Source organism: Pseudomonas berkeleyensis (assembly GCF_014109765.1).
Lineage (GTDB): Bacteria > Pseudomonadota > Gammaproteobacteria > Pseudomonadales > Pseudomonadaceae > Aquipseudomonas > Aquipseudomonas berkeleyensis.
In genome coordinates, this window is sequence record NZ_CP059139.1 from 1,717,182 (window position 1) to 1,743,732 (window position 26,551).

The 26,551-nt window shown below is 63.2% G+C and carries 10 protein-coding genes; 3 read left to right on the forward strand and 7 right to left on the reverse strand.

Features of this window, described 5'->3' with window-relative positions; genetic code table 11:
* Positions 1 to 92: 92 nt before the first annotated feature.
* Positions 93 to 14,873 carry a retention module-containing protein gene (locus HS968_RS07990; RefSeq protein WP_238338920.1) on the reverse strand — a complete coding sequence of 4,927 codons (14,781 nt, stop codon included), beginning with the start codon at positions 14,871 to 14,873 and terminating at the stop codon, positions 93 to 95.
* A gap of 331 nt (positions 14,874 to 15,204) precedes the next feature.
* Here HS968_RS07990 and HS968_RS07995 point away from each other — a divergent pair, with 331 nt between their 5' ends.
* The 3 genes from HS968_RS07995 to HS968_RS08005 all read left to right on the forward strand — a co-directional run bounded on the left by HS968_RS07995 (position 15,205) and on the right by HS968_RS08005 (position 20,173).
* A complete protein-coding gene (locus tag HS968_RS07995) occupies positions 15,205 to 16,557 on the forward strand; it encodes a TolC family outer membrane protein (protein WP_182370899.1) in 1,353 nt (450 codons plus the stop codon).
* Between the two features lie 111 nt (positions 16,558 to 16,668).
* A complete protein-coding gene (locus HS968_RS08000) occupies positions 16,669 to 18,825 on the forward strand; it encodes a type I secretion system permease/ATPase (RefSeq protein WP_119693635.1) in 2,157 nt (718 codons plus the stop codon).
* 10 nt (positions 18,826 to 18,835) lie between these two features.
* Positions 18,836 to 20,173 carry an HlyD family type I secretion periplasmic adaptor subunit gene (locus HS968_RS08005; protein ID WP_119693636.1) on the forward strand — a complete coding sequence of 446 codons (1,338 nt, stop codon included), beginning with the start codon at positions 18,836 to 18,838 and terminating at the stop codon, positions 20,171 to 20,173.
* Between the two features lie 38 nt (positions 20,174 to 20,211).
* Here HS968_RS08005 and mmsB read toward each other — a convergent pair whose 3' ends face one another.
* From mmsB to HS968_RS08035, 6 genes are all read right to left on the reverse strand, one after another.
* Positions 20,212 to 21,093 carry a 3-hydroxyisobutyrate dehydrogenase gene (gene mmsB, locus HS968_RS08010; RefSeq protein WP_182370900.1) on the reverse strand — a complete coding sequence of 294 codons (882 nt, stop codon included), beginning with the start codon at positions 21,091 to 21,093 and terminating at the stop codon, positions 20,212 to 20,214.
* 28 nt (positions 21,094 to 21,121) lie between these two features.
* Positions 21,122 to 21,958 (reverse strand): isocitrate lyase/PEP mutase family protein, encoded by an 837-nt coding sequence (locus HS968_RS08015; protein WP_182370901.1) that lies wholly within the window; start codon positions 21,956 to 21,958, stop codon positions 21,122 to 21,124.
* Between the two features lie 93 nt (positions 21,959 to 22,051).
* Entirely contained in the window at positions 22,052 to 23,155 is a 1,104-nt protein-coding gene (locus tag HS968_RS08020) for an enoyl-CoA hydratase/isomerase family protein (protein WP_182371587.1), read from the reverse strand.
* A gap of 53 nt (positions 23,156 to 23,208) precedes the next feature.
* Complete coding sequence (locus tag HS968_RS08025) at positions 23,209 to 24,027, reverse strand: enoyl-CoA hydratase (protein ID WP_119693639.1); 819 nt, start codon at positions 24,025 to 24,027, stop codon at positions 23,209 to 23,211.
* A gap of 61 nt (positions 24,028 to 24,088) precedes the next feature.
* Positions 24,089 to 25,252: an acyl-CoA dehydrogenase family protein gene (locus HS968_RS08030; RefSeq protein WP_182370902.1), complete on the reverse strand. Its 1,164-nt coding sequence runs from the start codon at positions 25,250 to 25,252 to the stop codon at positions 24,089 to 24,091.
* Between the two features lie 6 nt (positions 25,253 to 25,258).
* Complete coding sequence (locus HS968_RS08035; protein ID WP_182370903.1) at positions 25,259 to 26,506, reverse strand: ABC transporter substrate-binding protein; 1,248 nt, start codon at positions 26,504 to 26,506, stop codon at positions 25,259 to 25,261.
* Positions 26,507 to 26,551 lie beyond the last annotated feature (45 nt).

Below are 26,551 nucleotides of genomic sequence, written 5' to 3' on the forward strand. Positions count from 1 at the left end.
TACACCTATACGCGCCGGACGACGCATAGACAAGATCGGTTGGATGGGCACGCCTTCCCACCGCGCGTGACGCGCGGTTGGAAGGTCAGCCGTCAGTGGTGCTCGGTCTTCACCAGCGGGTCGGCACCGGCCACCAGCGAGTTGACGATCTGCGAGGAGGTGGAACCGTACTGACTCAGGTTCACGCCTTCCAGCTTGATGGTCACATCGACGTGGTTGGCCACGTCACCGGTGGTGCTGACCTGCAGCGTGTTGGTGGTTGTATCGACCTTGAGGTAATCGAGGAGGTTGTTGGCATTGGCGGTATCGGGCAGCAATTCGCTGAGGTCGATACGGTCGCCATCGGCCGCATTGAAGTCCTTGATCACATCATTGCCGAAGTCACCAGACTTCCACATGAAGGTATCGGCACCTGCTCCCCCGATCAGGGTGTCGTTGCCGACCCCGCCGATCAGCAGGTCGTTGCCGTCACCGCCATTGAGCAGGTCGTGTCCACCGTTGCCGTAGAGCACATCGTGGCCGTTGCCGCCATTGAGAATGTCGGAGTACTTGCTGCCGTTGATCAGGTCGCTGGCTTCGCTGCCGTTGGTGGTGCCGATGGTGTGCAGCGCCCAGCCGGTGTCGGTCTGCACCAGTTCCTGGCCGTTGCCCGGCGCCTGGAAGATATCCAGACCGCTGCCGGGGGCGCCCAGAACCTTGTAGCTGGAGTCCGCACTGCCGCTGAGCTTGAACTCCACCTTCAGGCTGGCTGCACCACCCTGATCCCAATACAGCAATTCCAGCGCCTGCAGGTCGCCACTGAGGCCAACGCCGCTGAACACCTTGGTGGTGGTGCTCTGGATGTAGTTGGCCTCGGCCACTACCTGGCCACCGATCATCAGACGGTAGCCATCATCTGCGGTGACGCGGATGTCGTAGGTACCGCCCTGAACCAGGTCGAGGAAACCGTGGGCGCGGATGATCGCGTCCGAGGTGTCGCCCAGCCCTGCGCCACCGGCCTTGAGGTCGGAGACGTTGCCGGTACCGGCTGCCGTGAGGAAGTCGTACAGGTTGTTCTGGATTGTGGTGGTAGTGTTGCCGATGCTGTTGCCACTGCTCACGCTGCGGTTGTCGCCCAGGTCATCGCTGAACACCGTGTTGCCGTTCTTCAGACCGTAGTCGATCTGGTTGGCGACGAAGGTGGCGTTGACCGACGAAGCCGCCGCGTTGTCGTTGGAACCGACCAGGCTGGTGCTGTTGCCGCTGCGCGACTCGATGTAGTCCTCCACCAGCTTGAGGCTGGTGAGGTTAGGTCGCGTGCTGCCGCTCTCGGCATAGCCCCAGTACTCGCCAGTCAGGCCCGAGGACAGCGGCGTGCTGGTATCGGCCACGGTGATGGTGTTGCTGGTCAGGCTGTCATGGCTGACACCGCCCTCGACGATTTTCAGCGTCAGGTGCTGGCTGGCGCTGTTGGCCGTGCTGCCGTTGGGTTCGACCGATACGGCCTTGATGTCCAGGCCGATCTCGCCGCGTACGGCACCACTGACCTGCAGTTTGGCGTCGGCCAGTTGCGCCGCCGTCAGGGAGACCACGCCATTGACTGCCGCCAGGGTGCTGTTGCCGACCACGATGCTGGCGCCGGCAGGCAGACTGGAAAGGTCGTAGCGCAGGCTCTCGGAACCGTCGGTGTCGGTCAGCGCGCCGCTGATGTAGTTGGCCAGGGCGATGCTGGTCTTGCCGCTGACACCGCCATCACCGGCCACCACGCCCTGGGACGAGGAGAGGGTGATGTTGTCGATCAGCGCACCACGGCCAGACGCGTCGGTGGAGCTGCCGGCCAACTTGATGATCAGGGCTTCGTTCTTGCCGGTGCCGACGAAGCTGAAGTGGATGTTCTCCCAGTTCAGGCTGGTCTGGCTGCTGGTGGAGCCGTATTCACCTACAAGGGTGCTGCCCAGATAGACCGCGATCTTGGTGAAGGTGGTGTCGAAGCCCAGGCGGCCGGCATAGTCCATGGACAGGTCGTAGACCTTGCCAACCTCGGTGGTGACGTTGCGGGTGATGCCCAGGGTCTGGGACATGCTGCCGCCGGCGTCGTTGAGCTCCAGCGCGTCATTGTTGCCGGTACCCGGCAGCTTGACGGTGATCATGTCGCCAGCCTGGTTCTCCATCCGGTCGTTGTTGGCCCAGACCTCGAACACGTTGGTGCCGCCACCGCGCTTGTCGCCGCTGGTGACCAGGGTCCAGTTCTCGAAGGTCGGCCCGGCGACATCCTGCGAGGTGTTGTCGCTGTTCGGCGCCGATTCCCAGGTGGTGGTGAACAGCTTGCTGGCCGCTGCCGACTTGACGCTGAGCGTCGGCCCGTCGGCGACCGGCGTGATGTCGATGCTCATGGTGCTGCTGGCAGTCGTCAGGGTGCCGTCGCTGCCGCTGTACTTGAACTCGGCGTAGGTCTGCTTGTTCATCCCCACGCCGTTGCTGCTGAAGCTGTCATGCCCGGATTCGTTGGCATCCGGCACGAAGCGCAGGCCACCGGCGTCGATCACCGATTTGCCGACCGTGGTGTTGGGGGTGACGTTGCTCCAGTTGCCATTGACCAGTTGCTGCAGCCTGCCTTCACCCGGCAGGTTCTCGATCTTGATCGAGAGGTTGCTGTTGGCGTCGACGTCGCTGACCCGGAAGTCGCTCCAGGCGAAGACATAGTTGTTGTCTTCGGTGCCGGTCACGTTGGCACCGGAGACGACCGCCGGGGCCTCGTTGACGTTATTGACCTGGATGGTGAACGTCTGGGTCGCGGTGCTGCCGTCGGAGCTGGTGGCCCTGACCACGATGTCATGGCTGGTGGCGCTCTCGTAGTCGAGTTTGCTGCCATCGGCCACGCTGACCACGCCGCTGGTGGCGTTGATGGTGAAGCGGCCGCCGGCGTTGTCGATCAGTTCGTACAGGGTAACGGTTGCGCCAGCATCGCCATCCACACCGCGTACGGTCAGGCCTACGGTGGTGCCAGTGGCGGCATTCTCATTGACCTGGTTGGCGGCGCTGTTGGTGTCGCTGATGACCACACCGTTGTCGTTGACGTTGCTCAGGTTGATGGTGAACACCTGGGTGCTGCTGCTGCCATCGGAGCTGGTTGCCTTGACCGTGATGTTGTGGCTGCGGGCGCTCTCGTAGTCGAGCTTGCTGCCATCGGCCACGGTCACCTCGCCCGTGCTGGCGTTGATCGCGAAGCGGCCGCCGGCATTGTCGGTCAGCTCGTACTGGGTGACGGTGGCGCCAGCGTCAGCATCGGTGCCCTGAACAGTGAGGCCGACGGTGGTGCCGTTGGCTGCGTTCTCGGCGACGGTGTTGGCCGCCGGGTTGGCGTCGGTGATGACCACACCGTTGTCGTTGACGTTGCTCAGGTTGATGGTGAACACCTGGGTGTTGCTGCTGCCATCGGAGCTGGTCACCTTGACGGTGATGTTGTGGCTGGTGGCGTTCTCGTAGTCGAGCTTGCTGCCATCGGCCACGGTCACCACGCCCGTGCTGGCGTTGATCGCGAAGCGGCCGCCGGCGTTGTCGGTGAGCTCGTACTGGGTGATGCTCGCGCCGACGTCGCCGTCTCTACCCAGTACGGTGAGGCCGACGCTGGTGCCGTTGGCGGCATTCTCGGCGACGGTGTTGGCCGCTGAGTCGCTGTCGCTGATGACCACGCCGTTGTCATTGACGTTAGTGACGTTGATGGTCACGGTCGCCGTCGCCGGGGTCTTGCCGTCGGTGGCGGTAACCTGCAACTGGTGCTGGGTGGCGGTCTCGTAGTCCAGAGACTTGCCGCTGGCCAGGGTGATGACGCCAGTGCTCGAGTTGATCGCGAACAGGCCGGCGTCGTTGCCGCCGGTAATGCTGTAGAAAAGCGGCTCGCCGTCGCGATCCTGGTCGGTACCGGTGAAGCGGTCGTTGAGGTTGGCGATGGTGCTGCCGGAGGCGATGTTCTCGGCGAAGCTGACGGTGGTATTGGACAGACCCGGGGCATCATCCACGGCCGCGACCTGGATGATCATGGTGTTCGGCGTGGTGGAGAAGGCGCCGCTCTGATCCTGAACCGAGAAGCTGAAGCTGCTGTTGCCACTGGCATTGGCCGCCGGGGTGTAGACCAGGGAAGCGATCTGCGCCGCGGTGATGATCATGCCGATGGTCACGGCTTCGTTACCCAGGCTCAGGTTGCCACTGGCCGGTAGGCTGTTGATGCGAATGGCCTTGAGGCTGTCGCCTGCATCGACATCATTGAAGGTGAAGTCAGCGCTGGTGAAGCTGCGCGACGTGTCTTCATCAGTCGTGACGGTGTTATCTGCACTGGTCGGTGCATCGTTGATGGCGTGCACGGTCACCGGCAGGTTGAGGCTGGTGCTGGCATGGTCGCCGTTGGCGCCCTCGGTGGCGGTTGCGGTGATCTTCAGATCAAAGGTGCCGTTGTAGTTGGCGGGCGGGGTGATGCTCAGGTTGCCCAGGTTCCAACTGCTGATGTCGGTCGAGGTGGCGCCTGTCGTTGCAGTGAAACTGTGAACGCCATCGCTAAGGGTCGCGCCTTGCGGAATCTGCGAAATCGAGATCGCGAGACTCTCGGAGCCATCTGTATCGTTCAGCGACGCTGTCAGGTGCGACAGAGGAATGCTGCTGTCCTCGGCGCCTTCGTTGTAGCCATAGACCTGGTAGTAGCCCTTGCCATCGCTACCGTGCAGTTCCGATACGCGCACGCCATCCTGGTTCAGGTCACTGGTGTTGCGGTAGAGCAATGCGTTGGCAGTGGAAAGATCCTGCACCGCCCCGTTGCCAACCTTGACGTTGACGTCCAGGTTACCCGGGCCGCTCTGGTTGTGCTGGTAGATGTCCAGGGTGTAGTAGCCGCTCTGCTGGGCAGTGAAGCTGCCGCTGAACTGACCGCTGTTGCCGCTCCAGGTGGCGCTGGCCACGGTGGTGCCGCCCACGGCGACCAGTACGCTGTCGTCACCCACACCGCTGAAGGTGTAGGTCTCGCCAGCTTGCAGGTAGATCAGCCCGGAGAACTTGTTGGCCACACCGGCATTGACGTTGTCCAGATGGGCATCGTTAGCATTGGTGCTGCTGGCTGGGGTACCAGCGGCATCGATGGTGGCTTTCAGTGTAGTGGGGGCTGCGCCGTTGCCGCTGTTACCCAGGGCGAGGCCGTTCCAGCTCTGCAGGGTCAGGCCGGTGGCGTGCGGGGTGCCTGCCGGGGTCTGGGCACTGAGGTTCGGTGCGTCGGCCACCGCCTGGATAGACACCTGTACGGTGGCGCTGCTGTTGCCGCCTTTGCCATCGGTGATGGAGTAGCTGATGGTGTCCGCACCGCTGTAGTTGCCGGTGGGGGTGTACACCAGCTTGCCATCGACGACGCTGACTGTGCCGTGCTGCGCGCTGGCACCGGTGATGCTCAACGTATCGCCGTCGATGTCGTGGTCATTGGCCAGAACATCGATGGTGACTGAGGTGTCTTCACGGGTGGTCGTGCTGTCGTCGCTAGCGGCCGGGGCATCATTGACTGGATTGACGGTGATGCTCACCAGGGTATCGGTGACACCACCTTTGCCGTCGCTGACGGTGACCACGAAACTGTCCTGCCCGTTGTAGTCGCCGTTGGGTTTGTAGGTGTACTCACCCGTATTCGGGTTGAGTACCAGAGTGCCATTGGAAGTGCCGGTCTTGATCGCGTAGGTGAGACTGTCGCCCTCGGCGTCGGTGGCCTGAATGCTGCTATTCAGGGTGCCATCCTCGTTTACCGAGACACTGCTGTTCGGCGCGATGGGGGCATCGTTGATGGCATTGACGATGACGCTGACCAGGCTGGTAGTGGTGCCGCCGTTGCCATCATCGATAGTGACGGTGAAGGAGTCGGTGCCGTGGAAGTCCTTGGCCGGCTGGTAGGTGTAGGTACCGTTGGCATTCATCACCACGGTGCCATGCTGCGGGCCGTTGCCGTTGGCGATGCTGTAGGTCAGGGTGTCGCCGTCGACATCACGAGCGCTCACGCGGCCGTCGACCGGCGTGTCCTCGTCGGTGGTCAGGAACTGCGGGCCGGAGGTCGGCGCATCATTGACCGGGTTGACGGTGACCGTCACCACGGAGTCGGCATAGCCGCCCTTCGGATCGTAGACCCGGATGGTGAAGGAGTCGGTACCGTTGAAGTCCTTGTTCGGCGTGTAGGTGTACGCGCCGGTCACGGTGTTGAGCAGGATCGAGCCGTGGGCAACGCCGGACTGGATCACGTAGCTCAGTTTGTCGCCGTCCACGTCGGTGGCGACGATCTGGCCGCTGACGCTCTGGTCTTCGTCAGTTACCTTGGTCTGGTTGGTCGTCTCCGGCGCATCGTTGAACGGCTGGACGTTGATGCTGACCAGGCTGGTGGCGATGCCGCCGTTGCCATCGTCGATGGTGATGGTAAAGGCGTCGGTGCCGTTGTAGTCCTTCGCCGGTGTATAGGTGTAGTAGCCATTGCCATCGAACGTGACGGTGCCGTGCTGCGGGCCATTGCCGTCGGCGATGCTGTAGGTGAGGCGATCACCGTCCACATCGCGTGCGTCGATCTGAGCGGTGACGGCGTTGTCCTCGACGGTGTTCAGGAACTGCGGCTTGGCGATCGGTGCGTCGTTGACCGGGTTGACGGTGACCGTCACCACGGAGTCGGCATAGCCGCCCTTCGGATCGTAGACCCGGATGGTGAAGGAGTCGGTACCGTTGAAGTCCTTGTTCGGCGTGTAGGTGTACGCGCCGGTCACGGTGTTGAGCAGGATCGAGCCATGGGCGACGCCGGACTGGATCACGTAGCTCAGTTTGTCGCCGTCCACGTCGGTGGCGATGATCTGGCCGCTGACGCTCTGGTCTTCGTCAGTTACCTTGGTCTGGTTGGTCGTCTCCGGCGCATCGTTGAACGGCTGGACGGTGATGCTGACCAGGCTGGTGGTCACGCCACCCTTGCCATCGTCGATGGTGACGGTGAAGGCGTCTGAGCCGTTGTAGTCCTTGGCCGGTGTGTAAGTGAAGGTGCCATCGGCCTGGAGCGTGACGGTGCCATGTTGCGGGGCGTCGCCGTTGGCGATGCTGTAGGTGAGGGTGTCACCGTCCACGTCGTTGGCGTAGACCTTGGCGGTCACGGCGTTGTCTTCAACGGTGATCAGATTCACCGGGCTGGAGGTGGGAACGTCGTTCACCGGGTTGACGGTGATGCTAACCACGGCGTCGACCACGCCGCCCTTGCCGTCATCGAGGGTGACGGTGAATGAATCTGAACCGTTGTAGTTGGCGCTCGGTGTGTAGGTGTACTGGCCAGTGGCATTGTCGAACACCAGAGTGCCGTGAGTCGTGCTCGTCTTGAGGGTGTAGCTGACGCTATCGCCGTCGACGTCGCTGACATCCAGCTGGGTGGCGAGGCTCTGGTCTTCGTCGACACTGACGCTGGGGTTGTTCAGCACGGGCAGGTCATTGATCGGATTCACCGCCAGGGTGACGCTGCCGTTCACACTGACGCTGCCATCATTGACGCTGTAGGTGAAGTTGCCAACGCTATCGCCTGCCTTGTAGTCAGCCGGAGCGTTGTACTTCAGCCCCTGCAACTGGGCGCTGGTCAGGGTTTGGCCATTACTTACGGTGCTGCCGTTGGCCAGGGTGACGCTACCCAGGGTCGGCAGGCCGGTGACGGTGATGGTCAGCGGGTTTCCATCGATATCGGTAGGGGCCTGGAGGCCCAGAGGAGTACCGACGCTCTTCTCATCTACAGTGAGACTCTGGTTATCGACGATCGGTGCATCGTTGACCGGTTTGACGCCAACGGTGACGGTGGCGGTATCGAACTTGCCGTTGCCATCGCTGATGGTATAGGTGAAGGAGCCGGTACCGTTGAAGTCCGGCGCCGGGGTGAATACCACCTTGCCATTCACCAGCGCCACGCTGCCGTTCACGGCATCCTGAACGCTGACGATGCTGAGGGTGTCGCCGTCGACATCGGTATCGTTGCCCAGCAGGGTGGACGGTTCGATTACCAGTGCCTGGTCTTCGTTGGTGGTCAGCAGATCGCTGCCGGCCTGGCTCAGCTGGGCCCCGCCGACCACGCTGTAGTTGCCGCCCTCCGGGCGTAGCTCGACCTTCAACTGGGCCTGACCACCCTGATCCCAGTAGATGATCTGGATGTTGTGTGCGCCGCTTTCGGTGATGGTGAAGGTGGCCGATTCGCGCGCGGTGGGGCTCTGGTTGCCATTGAATTCGGCAACCACCTTGCCGTCGATGACGATGCTGTAGCCATCGTCCGCTGTGACGCGGAACTGGTAGGTGCCGGCGTTCAGGCTGATCTGGCCGCTCATCTCGATGATGGCGTCCGAGGTGTTGGCCGGGTCGGTGTTCAGCGAGCCGGCATCGGCACCGAGGAATTTCTGCAACTGCTGGTCGCTGCCGAGGTTGTTGCTCACGCCGTTGCCGTAGTTCAACTCGGTGGCGGTGAAGGTGGCGCTGGGGGTGCGACCGGCGATAAAGGCAGTCACGCCCGCCAGGTTACCCAGGTTACCACCGTCGACGCCTTCACGGTAACCGTAGTAGTTGCCCTTGAGACCGGTGATGACGCCGAAGTCGTCATTGGCATCCGGTGCGTCGTTGACCGGGGTGACGCCCAGGGTGACCTTGCCTTCGACGGAGGTGGTGCCGTCGTTGACGCTGTACTTGAACTCGCCGACCGGGTCGCCCGCCTTGTAGTCGGCCGGGCCGTTGTACTTCAGACCTTGCAGCTCGGCACTGGTCAGGGTCTGACCGTTGTTAACCGGGGTGCCGTTGGCCAGTGTCACGGTACCCACGGTGGGCAGACCGGTGACGGTGATGGTCAATACGTCGCTGAGGTCGACATCCGTCGGCGCAGCGATGTTCAGCGGCGTGCCGAGGCTTTCTTCGGCGACGGTGACGCTGGTGTCGGTGACCACCGGGGCATCGTTACGGCCTTCGATGGTGACCGAGGCAGTGGCATTGACGACGCCACCGTTGCCGTCGCTGACTTCGTAGCTGTAGTCGAGGACGACTTTCTCGCCGACTGCCAGGTAATCGTATTGGGACGGGTCGATCTTCAGGCTGTTGCTGGCGGCGTCGAAGGTGACGCCGGCATCGTTGCCGCCACCCACCAGTTGCAGGTTGCCGACGCTGAGAACGTCGTTGGCGTCCTCGTCGGAGGCATGCTGCAGCAGGTCGAGGCTGTAGGCAGGTGCATCTTCGTTGGTCAGCGTGGTGGCAACGCCAGTCACTACCGGCTCGTCGTTGCTGCCGGTCAGGGTGATGGTGACGTCGCGGGAGGTCTCGGCACCACTGCTGTCGGTGACGGTGACGCGGTACACCAGGGTGACGGTCTCGCCTGCGCCGAGGTAGTCCAGTGCACCGGCGGCGACGCTGTAGTTCCACTGCACGGTGCCTTGGCCATCATTGGTGGCCGCATCGCTGATCAGGGCGCCGAGATTGCCGAGAGCACTGACATCGTTGTCGTTGCCGTCTTTGGCGCTGACCAATTGGGTGCTGACGCTGTGCGTGTTGCTCAGGTCGGCATCGCTGAAGCCGATGCTGCCGCTGGCGGTCAGGTTGCCGGTGTTCTCGTTAGGTGCGCCATCAGCGCGCTCGGCCAAGGTCGCACGCTGCACGCTGCTGTCGAACACCGGGGCGTCGTTGCGGCCTTCGATGGTGATCGTGGCGGTGGTGGGGGTGATACCACCGTTGCCGTCGATCACGTTGTAGCTGTAGGTGAGTACCACCTTCTCGCCGACGGCGAGGTAGTTGTAGGCGTTCGGGTTCACCTGCAGGTTGTTGCCTACCAGAGAGACCCCCGAAGCATCCGGATTACCGCTCAGTTGCAGGTCGCTGATGCTCAGCGTGTCGCTGCTGTCGGCGTCAGTGGCATTGGCCAGCAGGTCGACGCTGAAGTCGCTGGCATCTTCATGGGTGATCTCGGTGACGGCGCTGCTGACCACCGGGGCATCGTTGACGCCATCGATGGTGATGGTGGCGCTGGTGTTGACCAGGCCGCCCTTGCCGTCACTGACCTGGTATTCATAGACGAGGGTGACGCTTTCGCCGACGGCCAGGTAGTTGTATTTGGACGGGTCGATCACCAGGGTGTTGCCCTGCAGGCTGACGCCGGAGGCGTCGTTGCCGCTGGTTTCACTGAGGTTGACGATGCTGAGCACATCCTTGGCGTCGGCATCGCTGGCGTTGACCAGCAGGTCGATGACTTGGCCGGCAGCGTCTTCGTCGGTACCGACACTGATGGCGCCGGTGACCACGGGCACGTCGTTCACGCCGGTGATGGTGATAGTCAGGGTGCTGCTGCTCGACAGGGCACCGTCGGTGACGGTGAAAGGCACCTGGATGACCAGTACCTCATCCTTGCCGAGGCTCTGGTACGCGTCATCGCTGGGGTCGAAAGTCCAACTGCCATTCGGATTCAGTGCGAAGCCGGCTGGTGCCGGGTTGTTCAGGCTGAACGAGAGGCTGTCACCGTCGATATCGCTGGCAGCCAGTTGGCCACCGATGGCCGGGGCGTCCTCGGTGGTCGCTTCGGCGCTCGGCATGGCGATCGGCGCATCGTTCACCGGGGTGATGTTCAGGGTGATGCTGTCTGTATCGCTCAGCGCGCCATCGCTGGTGCTGATGGTCAGGGTGTCCTGGCCGTTGTAGTTGGCCGCTGGCACGTATTTCAGGCCCTGCAGGGCCGCGCTGATGGCGGCCGGAGAACCCGACAGGGTGATGCTGCTGGTGCCGTTGCCACTGAAGGTGATGCCGTTTTTCAGCGGGCCGAGGGTCAGCACGCCATGCTCGACGGAAAGTGTGGTGGTCAGGCGGTCGCCGTCCACATCACTGACCGCGATGCTGTTGCCCGTGAGCAGGCTGAAGGTCTTGCTGCCGTCTTCGGCCAGGGTCTGGGCGTCCGGCGTGGTATTGACCGGGGCATCGTTGACCGCAGTGATATTGAAGGTGAGGGTGGCAGTACTGGTGAGGCTGCCGTCGCTCAGGGTGTAGGTGACGGACGGCACCGGGCCGTTGTAGTTCTTGGCCGGGACGAAGGTGAAATCCCCGTTGGCCTGGATGGTCAGCTTGCCGATACCGAGGTTGAGGGTTTCACCCGCGTTGACGCTGACGAAAGGCAGGCTGGTCAGGCTGAACTTGGTGACGCTGAGGCTATCGCCGTCCACGTCGCGGTCGTTGCTCAACACGTTGCCGGTGGCGGTAGTGTCTTCGTCCAGGCTGATGCTGTCGTTGACGCCGACCGGGCGATCATTGACCGGTGCCACGGTGATGGTGGCGGTTGCCTTGTCTGCCGAGGTGGCGCCGTCGTTGTCCACGGCGCTGTATTCGAAGGTGGTGGTGCCGTTCCAGTCCTTGTTCGGGACGAAGTAGACCGGGCCCGTGACGTTGTCGCCGGTCTTCAGTGCGGCGCCGCCGTTGGCGCTGGCGTAGAGGGTGCCATTGGCCGGAATCGAACCCAGGGTGAAACCGGTGACATTGCCATCGACATCGCTGCCGGACAGGTTCACCTGGATGCGCGCGGCCTGATCCTCGTTACCCGAGGCGCTCACGGCATTGGCCACTGGGGCGTCGTTGGTGCCGGTCAGGGTGATGGTCAGGGTGCTGCCGGCGCTGGCGCCATGTTCGTCGGTCACGGTGACCGGAACTTCGAGAACCAGCTTCTCGCCCGCCTTGAGGTAGTCGTAGGCGCTGTTGCTTGCATCGAAAGTCCATTGACCGTCGCTGCCCAGGGTCAGACCGGCGATGTTGGCGCTGGTACTGAAACTGAGTACGGCACCGTCGTCGACGTCGCTGGCATCGATCTGTCCGCTGATCTGGCCATCGCCTTCGTTGGCCTGCGCGGTGGCAGCGGTGATCACCGGCGTGTCGTTCACACCGGTGACGGTGATGGTCAGCGTGCTGCTGCTCGACAGCGTACCGTCGGTGGCGGTGAAGCTGATGGTCAGGGTGGTGGACTTGCCCTCGGCCAGGTGCTGGTAGGCCGCGTGACCCGGATCGAGCGTCCAACTGCCGTCGCTGTTCAGAACGAAGCCGCCGGGCAGGGCGCCCTGGGCGCTGTAAGTCAGGGTGTCGCCGTCTACGTCGCTGGCCGCCAGTTGCCCGCCGATGACGGGAGCGTCTTCACTGGTCGATTCGGACGTCGGCGTGGCGACCGGAGCATCGTTCACCGGGGTAATGGTGAGCGTGACGCTGTCGCTGTCGCTCAGCTTGCCGTCGGTGGTGTTGATGGTCAGGGTGTCCTGGCCGTTGTAGTCCTTGGCCGGGGTGTATTTCAGGCCTTGCAGTGCCAGGCTGATGGCGGCCTGCGAACCGACCAGGGTGATGCTACCGGTGCCGTTGCCACTGAAGGTGATGCCGTTTTTCAGCGGGCCGAGGGTCAGCACGCCATGCTCGACGGAGAGGGTGGTGGTCAGGCGGTCGCCATCCACATCACTGACCGCGATGCTGTTGCCGTTCAGGACACTGAAGGTTTTGCTGCCATCTTCGGCCAGGGTCTGGGCACCAGGGGCGGTGTTGACCGGGGCGTCGTTGACCGGGTTGATATCGAAGCGCAGGGTCGCGGTGCTGGTGAGGCTGCCGTCGCTCAGGGTGTAGGTGACGGACGGCACCGGGCCGTTGTAATCCTTGGCCGGGACGAAGGTGAAGTCGCCATTGGCCTGGATGGTCAGCTTGCCGATACCGAGGTTGAGGGTTTCACCGGCATTGGCGCTGACGAAGGGTAGGGCGGTCAGGCTGAACTTGGTGACGCTCAGGCTGGCGTTGTCCGCGTCGGTGTCGTTGCTCAGCACGTTGCCGGTGGCAGTGGTGTCTTCGTCCAGGGTGATGCTGTCAGCCACGCCTACCGGACGGTCATTGCTGCCGTTGATGGTGACGGTGACGCTGCTCTTGGTGCCGTCGGCGGACTCGACGTCGAAGGATTCGCTGTAGGACTGGCCGACGTTCAGCTCGTTGAAGGCGGAGTTGGCGACGAAGCTCCAGTTGCCAGCCGCATCGATGCTGAAGGTGCCGTACTGGCCAGCGACATTGTTTTGAGCGACGAAGGTTTCCGGGCTGTCGACATCGCTGATGGTCAGGGTGCCATTGGCGGTCAGCGGGGCGTTGGTTTCGGTCAGCTGCACGTTGGCGCTGCTGAGCACCGCAGCATCGTTGCTGCCGTTGATGGTGATGGTAACGCTGCTCTCGGTGCCGTCAGCGCTGGCGACCTTGAAGGATTCGCTGTAGGACTGGCCAACGTTCAGTTCGTTGAAGGCAGAGTTGGCGACATAAGACCAGTTGCCGTTTGCATCGATGCTGAAGCTGCCGTACTGACCGGCGATGTTGCTCTGGGCGACGAAGGTTTCCGGGCTGTCGACATCGCTGATGGACAGAGTGCCGCTGGTGCTCAGCGGAGCATTGGTCTCGGTCAGTTGCACGTTGGCGCTGCCCAGAATGGCCGCATCGTTCACGCCAGTGACGGTGATGGTCAGGGTGCTGCTGGTCTTGGCACCGAACTGATCACTGACTTCGAAAGGCACGCTCAGGGTCAGTTTCTGGCCTTCGGCCAGGGACTGATAGGCGGCATTGCCTGCATCCAGTGTCCACTCGCCAGTCTGTGCATTGAGAGTGAAGCCTGCTGGTGCGTTGCCGGTCAGCTCATAGCTCAGCACGGCGCCCTTGTCGGCGTCGCTGGCCTGCAGGGTACCGTTGACCGTCTGATCCTCGGTGACTTCGGCGCTGCTGGCGGTGGCGATGGGGGTGTCGTTGGCGCCATTGAAATTGATGGTGATGACGCGGGTATCGCTGGCGCCGGATGGGTCTTTGACTGTGACCACGAAGCTTTCGCTGGCCTGCTCGCCATCTTGCAGGCCGTTCACAGCCTTGGCGTCCACTACGTAGGTGTAGCTGCCATCGGGGTTAACCGTCAGTTCGCCGTAAGCACCTTTCGCGCTGCCACTCCAGGTCAGTACGGTGTCGTCGACGTCAGTGGCGGCCAACTGGCCCTTGATGTCGGCGAAGGTATCGGCAGCGGCACTGTCGTCGATGGTGGCGTCGTAGGTGCCGGTGGCGACCGGTGCATCGTTCACCGGGGTGACGGTCAGGTTGACGGTCAGCGGCGTGGAGGCGCCGCGGCCATCGGTGGCGGTCACTTCGAAACTGTCGCCGCCGTTGTAGTCCTGCGCCGGTGTGTAGGTCCAGGTGCCGTTGGCGTTGAAGATCAGGGTGCCGTTGGTCGGTGCACGGGTGACGGTCAGCGTCACCAGGTCGCCGTTCACGTCACGGGTATTGAATGCGCCGCTGATTGGCGTGTCTTCGGCCGTCTGCAGGTTGAGCGGGCCTTGCACCGCGCCGTTTTCATCGAGGAACTCGGGGGCCTGGTTCTGCAGCGGTTCCTGCGTTTGCTCGTCCGGGCTGGCGAAACCACCCAGGCCGCTGGTTTCGAAGCCGACGGTGGCTTCTAATACCTCACCCGTGGCATCGAGCATGACGAAGCTGTGACCGCCACCAGCACCACCGCTGCTACCGCCAGCCGAGCTGGGGCCCGCCGCCGTGGCTTCGAGGGTCTGAGTCGGGTCCATACCCGCCTCGATGGCCTGTTGCAGTTGCGCCACTTCATCGCCGGGGCTGACGACCTGTTGAGAGGGTTGCGCATCTTGCGCAGCAACGCTGGTGTCCGACTCGCTCCATTGGCTGTCGCGCCCCAGATCCAGAGTACGTCCGTCAGCCAGTGCCAAGGTGACCATGCCGCTGGCGCCAGTGAGAACCTCCTCGCCTTTGAAGAGTCGGTCGCCTTCTACCAGGAGGCGACGAGCGCCATCCGGAGAAACGGCAAAGACCTGGCCAACAATGCTTTGGACGGTCGCAATGACACTGCTCATCGTGTGACTCTCCTGAGATGGTTCTCAACGTGCCTTTCGTCGTTCTGGCCTTCTCGATTCTTGGCCCGGCGCTAGGCTGGCAAATAGGGTGTAAAGGTGTTGAAACAGTATCGCCAAAATTTTGGCTAAAACTTTTTGACCTGGTGTTTTGCGTCAGAGTATTGACCTATTCGCCGGCATCCTAAACAATCGCCGCGCTGATGTCACTTTGATATTTGCTCTTCGTCTGGTGTTTTGCAATGTGACTTGAGTCACGTTATCGGTGCCCTTGGCGACTCGTTCCGTCCGGGCGCTCTAGGACGCCCACATTACCTGTTAAGGAAGCCAGTTTATGCGTTTGCGCCTGTTCCACGTTCTGCCGCTTACCTTGGCGATTAGCCTGCCTGCTTACTCCCAGACCCTCCCAGAAGCCATGCAACATGCCATGGGTGTGCACCCTGAAATTCAGGCCGGTGTGAATGGTCGTCTGGCCGCCGACAAACAGCTCGAGGCTGCCCGTGGCGGTTACCTGCCTTCCGTGGATCTGCTGGCAGGTTATGGGCGTGAAGGCACCGACAACACCTCGACCCGTGCTGCAGGGCGCCACGGTTTCGAAACCCTGACCCGCGGTGAGTCCAGCCTGCGCCTGAGCCAGATGGTGTTCGACGGTTTCGCTACTCAGAACGAAGTGGGGCGTCAGCAAGCCACAGTCAATTCCCGTGCCTATGCACTGCTGGGAACTTCCGAGCGCACCGCGCTGGATGTGGCCGAAGTCTATATAGATGTACTGCGCCGCCAAGAGATGGTGCGCCTGGCAGAAGACAATCTGCGCAGCCACGAACGTATCTATGATCAGATCAGCCTGCGCAGCCAGCGTGGTGTCGGTCGATTGGCCGACCAGGATCAGGCTGAAGCCCGCCTGGCTCAGGCGCGTAACAATCTGATTACCGAGCAGACCAACCTGGCCGATGCTCGTACCAACTTCTATAGCGTCGTCGGTCTGGATCCAACGGAGTTGGTCGAGCCGTCCGGCCTGCCGGGCCAGTTGCCGGAAAACCTGCAGGAGGCGCGTCAGGCGCTGGTGGCCAACAGCCCTATCCTGCGTTCTGCTGAGTCCGACGTGGCCGCGACCGAGAAACAGTACGAGGCGGCCAAATCGCTCTTCTATCCGCGCTTCGATGCGGAGCTGTCGCGTAATGCGGACAACGATATCGATGGCGTCAATGGCCACTCCAACGAATGGCAAGCCATGCTGCGCATGCGCTACAACCTGTTCGCCGGCGGCAGCAACAAGGCCGACCTGGAGTCCAAGTCCTACCAGGTGAACCAGGCGTTGGATATTCGCAACAACGCCATGCGCGTATTGAACGAAGACCTGGGCCTGTCCTGGAACGCACTGAACAATGCCCGTGAGCAATTGCCCATCGCCCGTGAGTACGTGGAATACAGCACGCGGGTTCGTGAGTCGTACCAGAAGCAGTTCAGCATTGGTGAGCGCACGCTGCTGGATCTGCTCGACAGCGAGAACGAGTTGTTCACGGCTTCGCGACGTCTGACCGATCTGCGTTACAGCGAGCTGTTTACTCAGTACCGCATCAAGGCCACCATGGGTGAGTTGCTCAAGAGCCAAGGGGTTGTGGCGCCCATGGCGACCGTGGTTCAGTCCGACCTCAAGCCCAAGGCGACGCTGCCCAGCCTGAACTGATTGCCCCGCCATGCAGTGAACTGCCCGCTGAGGATGCGTCTATCCTTTGCGGGCATTCCCGCTTTTGGGACATGAAGATGTATCCGAAGAATCACTGAAGAGAGTCCTGGTGTGGATCCACAAGCCAGTCGTGTTGAAAGCAACTCCGATCCGCGCGGGCAGCACGATGATCCGCTGTTGGATTCGCTCCTTTCTCTCTGCGTCCTGCACCGTAAACCGGCCAATCGGGCCATGCTCACCAGTGGTTTGCCGCTGCCCAAGCAGCGCCTGACTGCAGAGCTGCTGCCCCGAGCTGCCGCCCGCGCGGGGTTGCAGGGGCGTTTGCTGCGCAGAAGCCTCGAGCAGATCCCCAAAATCGCGCTTCCGGCTTTATTGTTGCTCAAGGAAGGGCGTTGCGCGGTGCTGCTGGGCTGGAGCGAGCAAGGCGAAGCGCGCTTGCTGCTCAGCGAAAGCGATGGCGGTGAAGTGAAGGTCGCTCGCGACCTGTTGCAAGAAGACTTCAGTGGCCAGGTGTTCTTCGCTCAGCCCCAGCATAAATACGATCTGGATCAGGGCAGCCTGATTCCGCGTACTCAGTCCTGGTTTCGCGACACCCTCAAGCGTTCGCGCTGGCTCTACATGGATGCCGTGGCGGCCAGCCTGCTGATCAACCTGATCGGCCTCGGTGCGCCATTGTTCGTGATGAACGTCTATGACCGAGTGGTGCCCAACCAGGCCGCGGCCACGCTCTGGGTACTGGCCATCGGTATTTCCGGCGCCTACATCTTCGACCTGCTGCTCAAGACCATGCGCGGCCTGTGCCTCGACCTGGCGGGCAAGAAGACCGACCTGATCATCTCCGCCACGCTGTTCGAGCGCATCGTCGGCATGGCCATGAAGTTCCGCCCTCAGCGCGTCGGCAGCTTCGCCCAGAACATCCACGAGTTTCAGACGCTGCGCGATTTCCTCGCCTCGCTGACCCTGACCAGCGTCATCGACCTGCCGTTCACCCTGCTGATCCTGTTGGTGATCGGTCTGCTCGGTGGGCACCTGGTGTGGATTCCGCTGCTGGCCTTCCCCCTGGCCATGGGCATCAGCTGGCTGTTGCAGAAACCGCTGGTGGCGACCATGGATCGCACCATGGCCCTGGCCGCCGAACGGCAGTCCAGCCTGATCGAGACTCTGGCCGGCCTCGATGCGGTGAAGGTCAACAATGCCGAAAGCGACCGCCAGTACCTGTGGGAGCAGACCATCGGCACCCTGGGGCGCCTGGAGCTGCGGGTGAAGATGCTGTCGAGCCTGGCGATGAACCTGACCATGCTGATCCAGCAACTGGCAGGTGTGATCATGATCGTCGCCGGTGTTTACCTGATCATGGCCGGCAACCTCAGCATGGGTGGTCTGATCGCCTGCTACATGCTCAACGGGCGTGCCCTTGGCCCTTTGAGTCAGCTGTCTGGCCTGTTCACCCGCTATCAGCAGGCGCGCCTGACCATGATCAATGTGGATCAGATGATGGATCTGCCGCAGGAGCGTCACGAGGGCGAGCAACCACTGGTGCGTTCCAAGTTGCAAGGCAGTCTGGAGTTGCGTCAGGTCAGCTTCACCTACCCGCATCAGCAGACCCCGGCGCTCAGCGAGATCAACCTGATCGTCCGGCCGGGCGAGAAGATCGGCATCATCGGTCGCAGCGGTTCCGGCAAGAGTTCGCTGGCCAAGCTCATCGTCGGGTTGTACCAGGCCGACTCGGGCAGCCTGCTGGTGGACGGCACCGACATCCGCCAGCTGGATGTCAGCGAACTGCGCCACAACGTTGGCTACGTGCCGCAGGATATCCAGCTGTTCAGCGGTACCCTGCGTGACAACCTGATGGCTGGCGCGCGCTATGTCGAGGACGAACTGGTGCTGCAGGCTTCGGAGCTGGCCGGGGTTCACGAGTTCGCGCGCCTGCACCCGCAGGGTTATGAACTGCAGGTCGGCGAGCGTGGGCAGAACCTCTCCGGTGGTCAGCGGCAGAACGTCGCGCTGGCGCGTGCATTGCTGCTCGATCCGCCTATCCTGCTGCTCGATGAACCCACCAGTTCCATGGACAACCCAGGTGAAGAACGCCTGAAGGAGCGGATCGGCGCGGTGCTCGCCAACAAGACGCTGCTGCTGGTGACACACCGCGCGTCCATGTTGTCGCTGGTCGACCGTTTGTTGATCATCGACCGTGGCCGGATCATCGCCGATGGGCCCAAGGAGTCGGTCATGGAAGCACTGAAAAAGGGGCAGATCAGTGTCGCTTAAGGCATTTGCGATGTTGCGTCAGTACTTTCAGGGTGGCGAGCAGTTGTCCGGCGAGCCACTACCTGAAGTCGACAAGGCGCTGGTGGAGGACGCCCCGCGTGTGGTGCGCCTGACCATCTGGACGTTGCTGGGATTCGTCATCTTCCTCGGTTTCTGGGCGCACTTCGCGGAGATCGACGAGGTGACGCGCGGCGAGGGCAAGGCGATTCCTTCGTCCAAGCTGCAGAAGGTGCAGAACCTCGAAGGCGGCATCATTTCCGAGCTGTTCATCCATGAAGGGCAAGTCGTGGAGGTGGGCGCGCCGCTGCTGCGCCTTGACCCCACGCGCTTCGAGTCCAACGTCGGCGAGACCGAGGCGGATCGCACTGCGATGCAACTGCGCGTGGAGCGCCTGAGCGCCGAGGTCGATGATCGCCCGTTGATGATCCCTGATGAACTGCGTGCGCTGGCCCCCGAGCAGGCCGCCAGCGAGGAGGCGCTGTTCCTCAGTCGTCGCCAACAGCTGAACGATGAGCTGGGCGGCCTGGAGCAACAGATGGTGCAGCGCCGTCAGGAGCTGCAGGAGTTCATTTCCAAACAGGCGCAGTTCCGCAACAGCCTGCAACTGCTGCGTCAGGAGATCGGCATTTCCGAGCCGCTGGTGGCCGAAGGCGCAATCTCGCGGGTGGAGGTGTTGCGCCTGCGCCGTGCCGAAGTGGAGACGCGCGGTCAGCTGGATGCCACGTCACTGGCCATTCCCCGTGCGGAGTCGGCGATCAAGGAGGCGGAGAACAAGATTGCCGAAACTCGCTCGCGTTTCCGTAGCGAGGCGCTCGGGCAGTTGAACGAGGCACGCACCGAGCTGAGCAAGGCCAATGCCACCGGCAAGGCACTGGAGGATCGGGTCAAGCGTACACTGGTCACGTCGCCGGTACGGGGCATCGTCAAGCAGTTGCTGGTCAACACCATCGGCGGGGTGATCCAGCCGGGCAGCGATCTGGTGGAAATCGTGCCGCTGGACGATACCTTGCTGGTGGAAGCACGCATCCGCCCGCAGGACATCGCCTTCCTCCATCCCGGGCAGAAGGCCATGGTCAAGTTCACTGCCTATGACTTCACCATCTATGGCGGCCTGGAAGCTGACCTCGAACAGATCGGCGCCGATACGGTCACCGACGAAGACGGCAACAGCTTTTACCTGATCAAGTTGCGTACCCGCCAAAGTCATCTGGGCAGTGACGAGAATCCGCTGTTGATCATCCCCGGCATGGTCGCCTCGGTGGATATCATGACCGGCAAGAAGAGCATCCTCAGCTACCTGCTCAAACCGATCATCCGCGCCCGCGCCGAGGCCTTGCGCGAGCGTTGATTAGGCGATGATGGCGCGTTTCCAGCGCGCCACCTCGCTCAGATGAACAGCTGTTGCACCACCGAGAAGTCCTGCTTGCCCTTGCCCTGTTTGAGCAGCAGGCGATAGAGCTGCAGCGCCAGGGCGCCCATCGGTGCGCTGTTGCCGTTGTGGCTGGCGGTTTCCTGAGCCAGGCCGAGATCCTTGGCCATCAGCTCGGCCATGAAGCCGCCGCTGTAGCCCTTCGACGCGGGGGCGTTCTCCATCACGCCGGGCCAGGGGTTGTACTTCTCCAGCGTCCAGTTGCCGCCCGAACTCTGCCGCATGATCTCCGCCAGTACGGCCGGCTCCAGGCCGTTGGCCACGCCCATGGCCATGGCCTCGGCGGTGGCGATCATCTGCACGGCGAGCACCTGGTTGTTGCATACCTTGGCCACCTGGCCAGCGCCATCCGGGCCGGCGTGGAAGATGTTCTTGCCCATGGCGGCGAGCAGTGGTCGGGCTTTTTCCAGCGCCTGGGCCTCACCGCCAACCATGAAGGTCAGGGTGCCGGCTGCCGCCCCGCCGGTGCCGCCGGAAACGGGCGCATCGAGCAGGGCGATGCCACGTTCGCGAGCGGCGGCGTGCACCTTGCGTGCAGACTCCGGGGCGATGGTCGAGCATTCGATCACCAGCGTGCCGGCCGGCATCCGGTTGAGCAGCCCTTCGTCGCCCAGATACAGGTTTTCTACGTGGCGGCTGGCGGGAAGCATGCTGATCACTACCTGGGCCTGATCGATGGCGTCGGCGGCACTATCGGCTGTCAGGGCGCCCTCGCCAGCCAGGGTGTCGACGGCGCTGCGCACCAAATCGAAGACTTTCAGCGGGTAGCCTGCCTTGAGCAGGTTGCGGGCCATGGGCAGGCCCATGTGGCCAAGGCCGATAAAGGCGATCTGGGTCATGCGGCATCTCCTTTTCTTGTTTTGAGTGTCATTGCCCGGCTTTGAACAGCTCGTTGAGTTCGGCGAAGGGGGCAGCGTTCCTGGCAAAACCTGTGTCGCCCTGGCGCAGACCGCGTGCGGCCTGCAGAAAGCCGCCAAACGCCACGCGCGCCAGGCTGGAGCCGACGCTGACCCGGCGCACGCCCAGCGTGGCTAGGTCATCGAATGTCAGTGCACTGCTCGACAGCCCGAGCAGGACATTGACAGGCCTGGGTGCAACGGCCCGTACCACGGCATCGATCTGTGCGCGAGTGGTCAGGCCGGGGGCGTAGAGCACATCAGCGCCGGCGTCGGCATAGGCTTCCAGGCGGCGCAGGGTGTCGGCCAGGTCTTCACGACCGTGCAGGAAGTTTTCCGCACGGGCGCAGAGGGTGAAGGAGAAGGGCAGGCTACGTACGGCCGCCACCGAGGCGCGGATACGTTCGACGGCCAGCTCCAATGGATAGATGGGCACCTCTGGCTTGCCGCTGGCATCTTCGATGGAGCCACCCACCAAGCCGCAGGCCGCGGCCTGCAGCAGTGTATCGGCGCAGCCTTGGGGCTCATCGGCAAAGCCGTTTTCCAGATCGGCCGCGACCGGCAAAGGCGTGGCCTCGACGATGGCGCGGGCGTTGGACAGGGTGTCCTCGCGACTGATCAGGCCTTCGCCATCGGCGCGCCCGAGGCTGAAGGCCAGGCCGGCACTGGTGGTGGCCAGTGCCTCGAAGCCGAGCGCCGCGAGGATCTTCGCCGAGCCGGCATCCCAGGGGTTGGGCAGCACCAGCAGTTGTTCACGTTGGTGCAGGGCCTGGAAAGCCAGGGCTTTTTGCTGCTGCGTATTGGCCATGCGGCTATTCCTTGGGTAAGTGTCGTGCCTGTCCTTATGCGTCTACACGTAGGGTGCGCCATGCGCACCGAGCGTTCCGGCACGCTGAGCGTGCTACAAATCCGCCAGCGGATGTTCTCCATCCCAGACCGGGGCGAAATGCGCTTCGACCACGGCTGGAGAGATCGCGGCCACGTCCGGCCAGTGCCAATGCGGTGTCTGATCCTTGTCGATCAGGCGCGCACGCACGCCTTCGGGAAATTCCGGGTGGCGACAGCAATTCAGGCTCATGGCGTATTCCATGCGCAGCACCTCGGCCAGCGACAGCTGGCGGGCACGGCGGATCTGCTCCCAGACCAGGTGCGCGGTCAGCGGGCAGCCATGGGCCAAGGTCTTGGCGGCGCGGGCGAGCAGGGCGTCGTCGTCCTGTTGCAGTGCGCTGATGGCAGATACGGCAGCCGGCAGGTCGGCGACGTCGAGCAACTCGTCGATGCGTTCGCGGCGAGGTAGCCATTGCGCGCTCGGTAGCTCCGGCCGTGCTTCGTTCTCCAGTGCCCGTAGCAGGCTGTGCAACTGAGCCCCGGGTTGTTCGCGCCAGTTCAGTTGCACCAGGCCGGCTAGCAGGGCGTCCTGCTGGTCGTCGCGCAGAAAGCGGTCGGCCAGGTTCAGATCCAGGGCATCGCGGGCGTTGATGCTGGCTGCGGTGAGGCCGAGGAACAGCCCCAGGCGACCCGGCAAGCGCGCCAGGAACCAGCTACCGCCGACGTCCGGGTACAGGCCGATGTTGATCTCCGGCATGCCCAGGCGGCTGCTCGGGGTGACGACGCGGATACCAGCGCCCTGCATCAGGCCCATGCCGCCACCCAGCACGTGGCCGTGGGCCCAGCAAATGAAGGGTTTTGGATAGGTGTGGATGCGGTGATCCAGACGGTACTCGTCGGCAAAGAAGTGCCGCGCCAGGGGCGGCACTTCGCCTGGCTGTTCGCGGCACTGGTTGACCAGCTGCACCACATCGCCGCCGGCGCAGAAGGCCTTGGGGCCATTGCCGCGCAACACGACGCAGGCGATCTCCGCATCATCCGCCCAGGCCTTGAGGCGGTCGTCGAGCGCCTTGATCATCGGCAACGACAACGCGTTGAGGCTTTTCTCGGCATCCAGGCTGGCGATGCCGATGCGGTAGCCGTGCAGGCTGGGGCGTTCTTCGAAGGTGACATTCATCATGGGGCTCTCGGTGCGCACGGCGCACCCTACGGGCGGAGCGAAGCCGCGAATTATTTGTTGCGCCACTGCGGATCGCGTTTTTCCAGGAAGGCGTTGACGCCTTCGCGGGTGTCGTCGGCGTCGAACAGGTCGACGAAGCGCTCGCGCTCCTCCGGCAGCCAGGTGTTCGGGCCGCGCTGACGGGCGCCCTGGATCAGCGGTTTGATGGTGCGCACCGCCACCGGGCTCTGTCGCGCCACCTTGGAAGCCAGCAGCAGGGCGGTGCCGCGCGCCTCGCCGGTGTCCACCACCTGCTCGACCAGGCCGATGCGCAGGGCCGTTTCGGCATCGATGCGTTCGCCGCAGAGGATCATGCGCTTGGCCCAGCCTTCACCGACCAGCCAGGGCAGCGCCTGGGTGCCGCCGGCGCAGGGCAACAGGCCCACTGCGGCTTCCGGCAGGGCCATTTGCGCCTGGCGTTCGGCGATGCGGATGTCGCAGGCCAGCGCGCACTCCAGGCCGCCGCCCATGGCGTAGCCGTTGATCGCGGCGATGGACACGCCACGGAAGTCGCGCAGGGTCTCGAAGGCTTCGCCGAAGCGCCGCGCCATTTCGCGGGCACGGGCCTTGTCGCCGTCGGCGAACATGTTCAGGTCAGCGCCGGCGCTGAAGAACTTCGGCCCCTGGCCGGTCACCACCAGGGCGTAGACCTCGTCGTCACGGTTGAGGTGTTCGACCACCTGCTTGAGGCCGATCAGCGAGTCGCGATCCCAGGTGTTGGCCGGCGGGTGGTTGATGGTGATCAGTGCGGTGTGGCCGTGCTTCTCCACGGTGAGCTTGTGGGTCAGGTCGAAGATGCCGGATTTGTAGGTTTCCAGTGCAGTGCTCATAACGATTCCTCGTCGATTATCACCCCTCCCCCATTCCTGGGAGAGGGGACTAAAAGTCAAACTACAGCAGGCGATCGAGCATGCCGCCTTGTTGCAGCAGGCGGCGGGCGATAATCACCCGCATGATTTCGTTGGTGCCTTCCAGTATCTGGTGCACGCGGGCGTCACGTACCCAGCGTTCCAGCGGGTAATCATTCAGATAGCCATAACCGCCGTGCAGTTGCAGGGCTTCGTTGCAGACGTTGAAGCAGTGGTCGGTGGCGAAGCGCTTGGCCATGGCGCAATACAGGCTGGCTTCGCCATGCTCATGGTCGAGTTTGTGCGCGGCCAGGCGCACCATCTGCCGGCTGGCGGTGAGGTCGGTGAGCATGTCGGCCAGTTTGAACTGCAGGGCCTGGAACTGGCTGAGTGGCTTGCCGAACTGCTTGCGTTCCTCGACGTAGCGCAGGCTTTGCTCCAGCGCCGCCTGGGCAGCACCCAGCGAGCAGCTGGCAATATTCAGACGGCCACCATCGAGGCCTTTCATGGCATAGACGAAGCCTTCGCCTTCCGGGCCGATACGGTTGCTGGCGGGAATGCGCACGCCCTCGAAGGTGATGGTGCGGGTTGGCTGCGCCTTCCAGCCCATCTTGTCTTCGTTGCGCCCGTAGCGCACGCCGGGGGCGTCGGCGGGTACCAGGAAGCAGGAGATGCCCTTGGCACCGTCCTCGCCGCTGCGCGCCATGACGATCAGCACGTCGGTACTGCCGGCGCCGGAGATGAAGCACTTGCTGCCGTCGATCACGTAGTCGTCGCCATCACGGCGTGCGCGGGTACGCAGGTTGGCCGCATCGGAGCCGGCGTCCGGTTCGGTCAGGCAGTAGGAGGCCAGCGACTGGCCGGAAATTAGCCCCGGCAACCAGGCGTCCTTGAGTGCCTGATCGGCGAAGCTGGCGAGCATCCAGGTGGCCATGTTGTGAATGGTCAGGTAGGCGGTGGTGGCCACGCAGCCGGCTGCCAGGTGTTCGAAGATCAGCGAACTGGACAGGCGTGACAGGCCCAGGCCGCCATCCTCTTCGGCGATGTACAGGGCCAGATAGCCCTGTTCGGCGGCGCGGCGGATCACCTCGACGGGGAAGTGGTGGTCACGATCCCAGTCGGCGGCGTGGGGCGCCAGTTCCCGCGTGGCGAAGGCGCGGGCGCTGTCGGTGAGCAGGCGTTGTTCATCACTGAGTTCGAAGTCCATGGCATCTCATTGCAAGGTCGGGGGGTGGCCGCCGGCGCTGCGCTCGGCCTGCCACTGCGCGAGGCTGGGCAGCGCGCTGTTGGCGTCGAGGCGGTCGACGATTTCGAAGTAGTCCTGCTTGAGCGGATCCTTGAGCACCTCGTCACGCGGTTTCACCCGCACGGCGTAGACCGTCTGCAGGTTATGGTGATCGAAGGCGCGCCATTGCTGCTCGTCTTTCAGCAGGGTGTAGCGGTGGCCTTCCAGCGCCTTGATCAGGGCTTCACTGTCGAGGCTGTTGGCACGTTTGGCGGCGTCGGCCCATTGCTGGACGATGCTGTAGGCTGAGGCAGCCGAGCTGGAAGGGTACATCTCGTAGCGGCTCTTGAAGGCCTGGACGAAGGTTTCGCCGCGCACCGATTTTTCCAGCGCCGGCACTCGCCATGTCCAGGGTTCGGTGCCGACCACGCCCTGCATCAGCTCCGGGCCGGCCTGTTCGACCATGCTCTGGGTCAGGTTGGGCGCGACGATCTGCATGCGTTCGGTCAGGCCCAGATCCTTGGCGATGCGCATGGCGCGCACCAGGTCTTCGCCGAACAGTACCAGGGCGAGGATGTCGGCATTGCTGGAGGCGGCCTGGGTCAGGGCATCGGTATAGTCGGCCAGGCGGGCGCCGGGGAAGGGCACGCGCACGCTGGCATGCTGGCCAACGTCATCGGTCGCCGTGGCGTGGCGCAGCGACGCCTCGCTGGTATGGCCCCAGGTGTAGTCGGCCGTGACATAGAAGTAGCGCTTGTTCGGCTGGGTCTTGCTCAAGTACTGGCCGAGTACCTGGGCGCTCATCCAGGCGTTGTTGCATTCGCGGAACATGTAGCGGTGGCCGTCCTTGCCGGTGGTGTCGTTGGAGTAGGTGAGGGTGCCGAAATACAGCAGTCCGTGCTCCTTGGCGCGTTTGCCCGCCGCGATGGCGACGGCGCTGGAGGCACCGCCGAAGAGCATCGCAGCGCCCTCGGCAGCCAGCTTGTCGACGTTCTTCTCGGCCTTGGCCGGACGCGAGGCGGTGTCCTTGCTGGACAGGCGCAAAGGCCGCCCCAGCACACCGCCAGCGGCGTTGATTTCATCGATGGCCAGCAGGGCTCCACGCATTTGCGCCAATCCCTCCTCCTTGTACGGGCCGGTGCGCGGGTAGTTGAGGCCGAGGGTGATCGGCTCGGCAGCCTGCGCACAGGCGGTGATCCCGGCCCACAGGGCCAGGGTGGCAGTCAGTCGGCGCATTGCAGTGCTCCTTTATTGTTGTTCTGCAGGGCACTGTTTTACGCC

Excerpts from the sequence above, each read along its gene's own strand:
- HS968_RS07990 (WP_238338920.1), bottom strand. The coding sequence starts at position 14,873 with ATGAGCAGTGTCATTGCGACCGTCCAAAGCATTGTTGGCCAGGTCTTT.
- HS968_RS07995 (WP_182370899.1), top strand. The coding sequence starts at position 15,205 with ATGCGTTTGCGCCTGTTCCACGTTCTGCCGCTTACCTTGGCGATTAGC.
- HS968_RS08005 (WP_119693636.1), top strand. The coding sequence starts at position 18,836 with ATGTTGCGTCAGTACTTTCAGGGTGGCGAGCAGTTGTCCGGCGAGCCA.
- mmsB (WP_182370900.1), bottom strand. The coding sequence starts at position 21,093 with ATGACCCAGATCGCCTTTATCGGCCTTGGCCACATGGGCCTGCCCATG.
- HS968_RS08015 (WP_182370901.1), bottom strand. The coding sequence starts at position 21,958 with ATGGCCAATACGCAGCAGCAAAAAGCCCTGGCTTTCCAGGCCCTGCAC.
- HS968_RS08020 (WP_182371587.1), bottom strand. The coding sequence starts at position 23,155 with ATGAATGTCACCTTCGAAGAACGCCCCAGCCTGCACGGCTACCGCATC.
- HS968_RS08025 (WP_119693639.1), bottom strand. The coding sequence starts at position 24,027 with ATGAGCACTGCACTGGAAACCTACAAATCCGGCATCTTCGACCTGACC.
- HS968_RS08030 (WP_182370902.1), bottom strand. The coding sequence starts at position 25,252 with ATGGACTTCGAACTCAGTGATGAACAACGCCTGCTCACCGACAGCGCC.
- HS968_RS08035 (WP_182370903.1), bottom strand. The coding sequence starts at position 26,506 with ATGCGCCGACTGACTGCCACCCTGGCCCTGTGGGCCGGGATCACCGCC.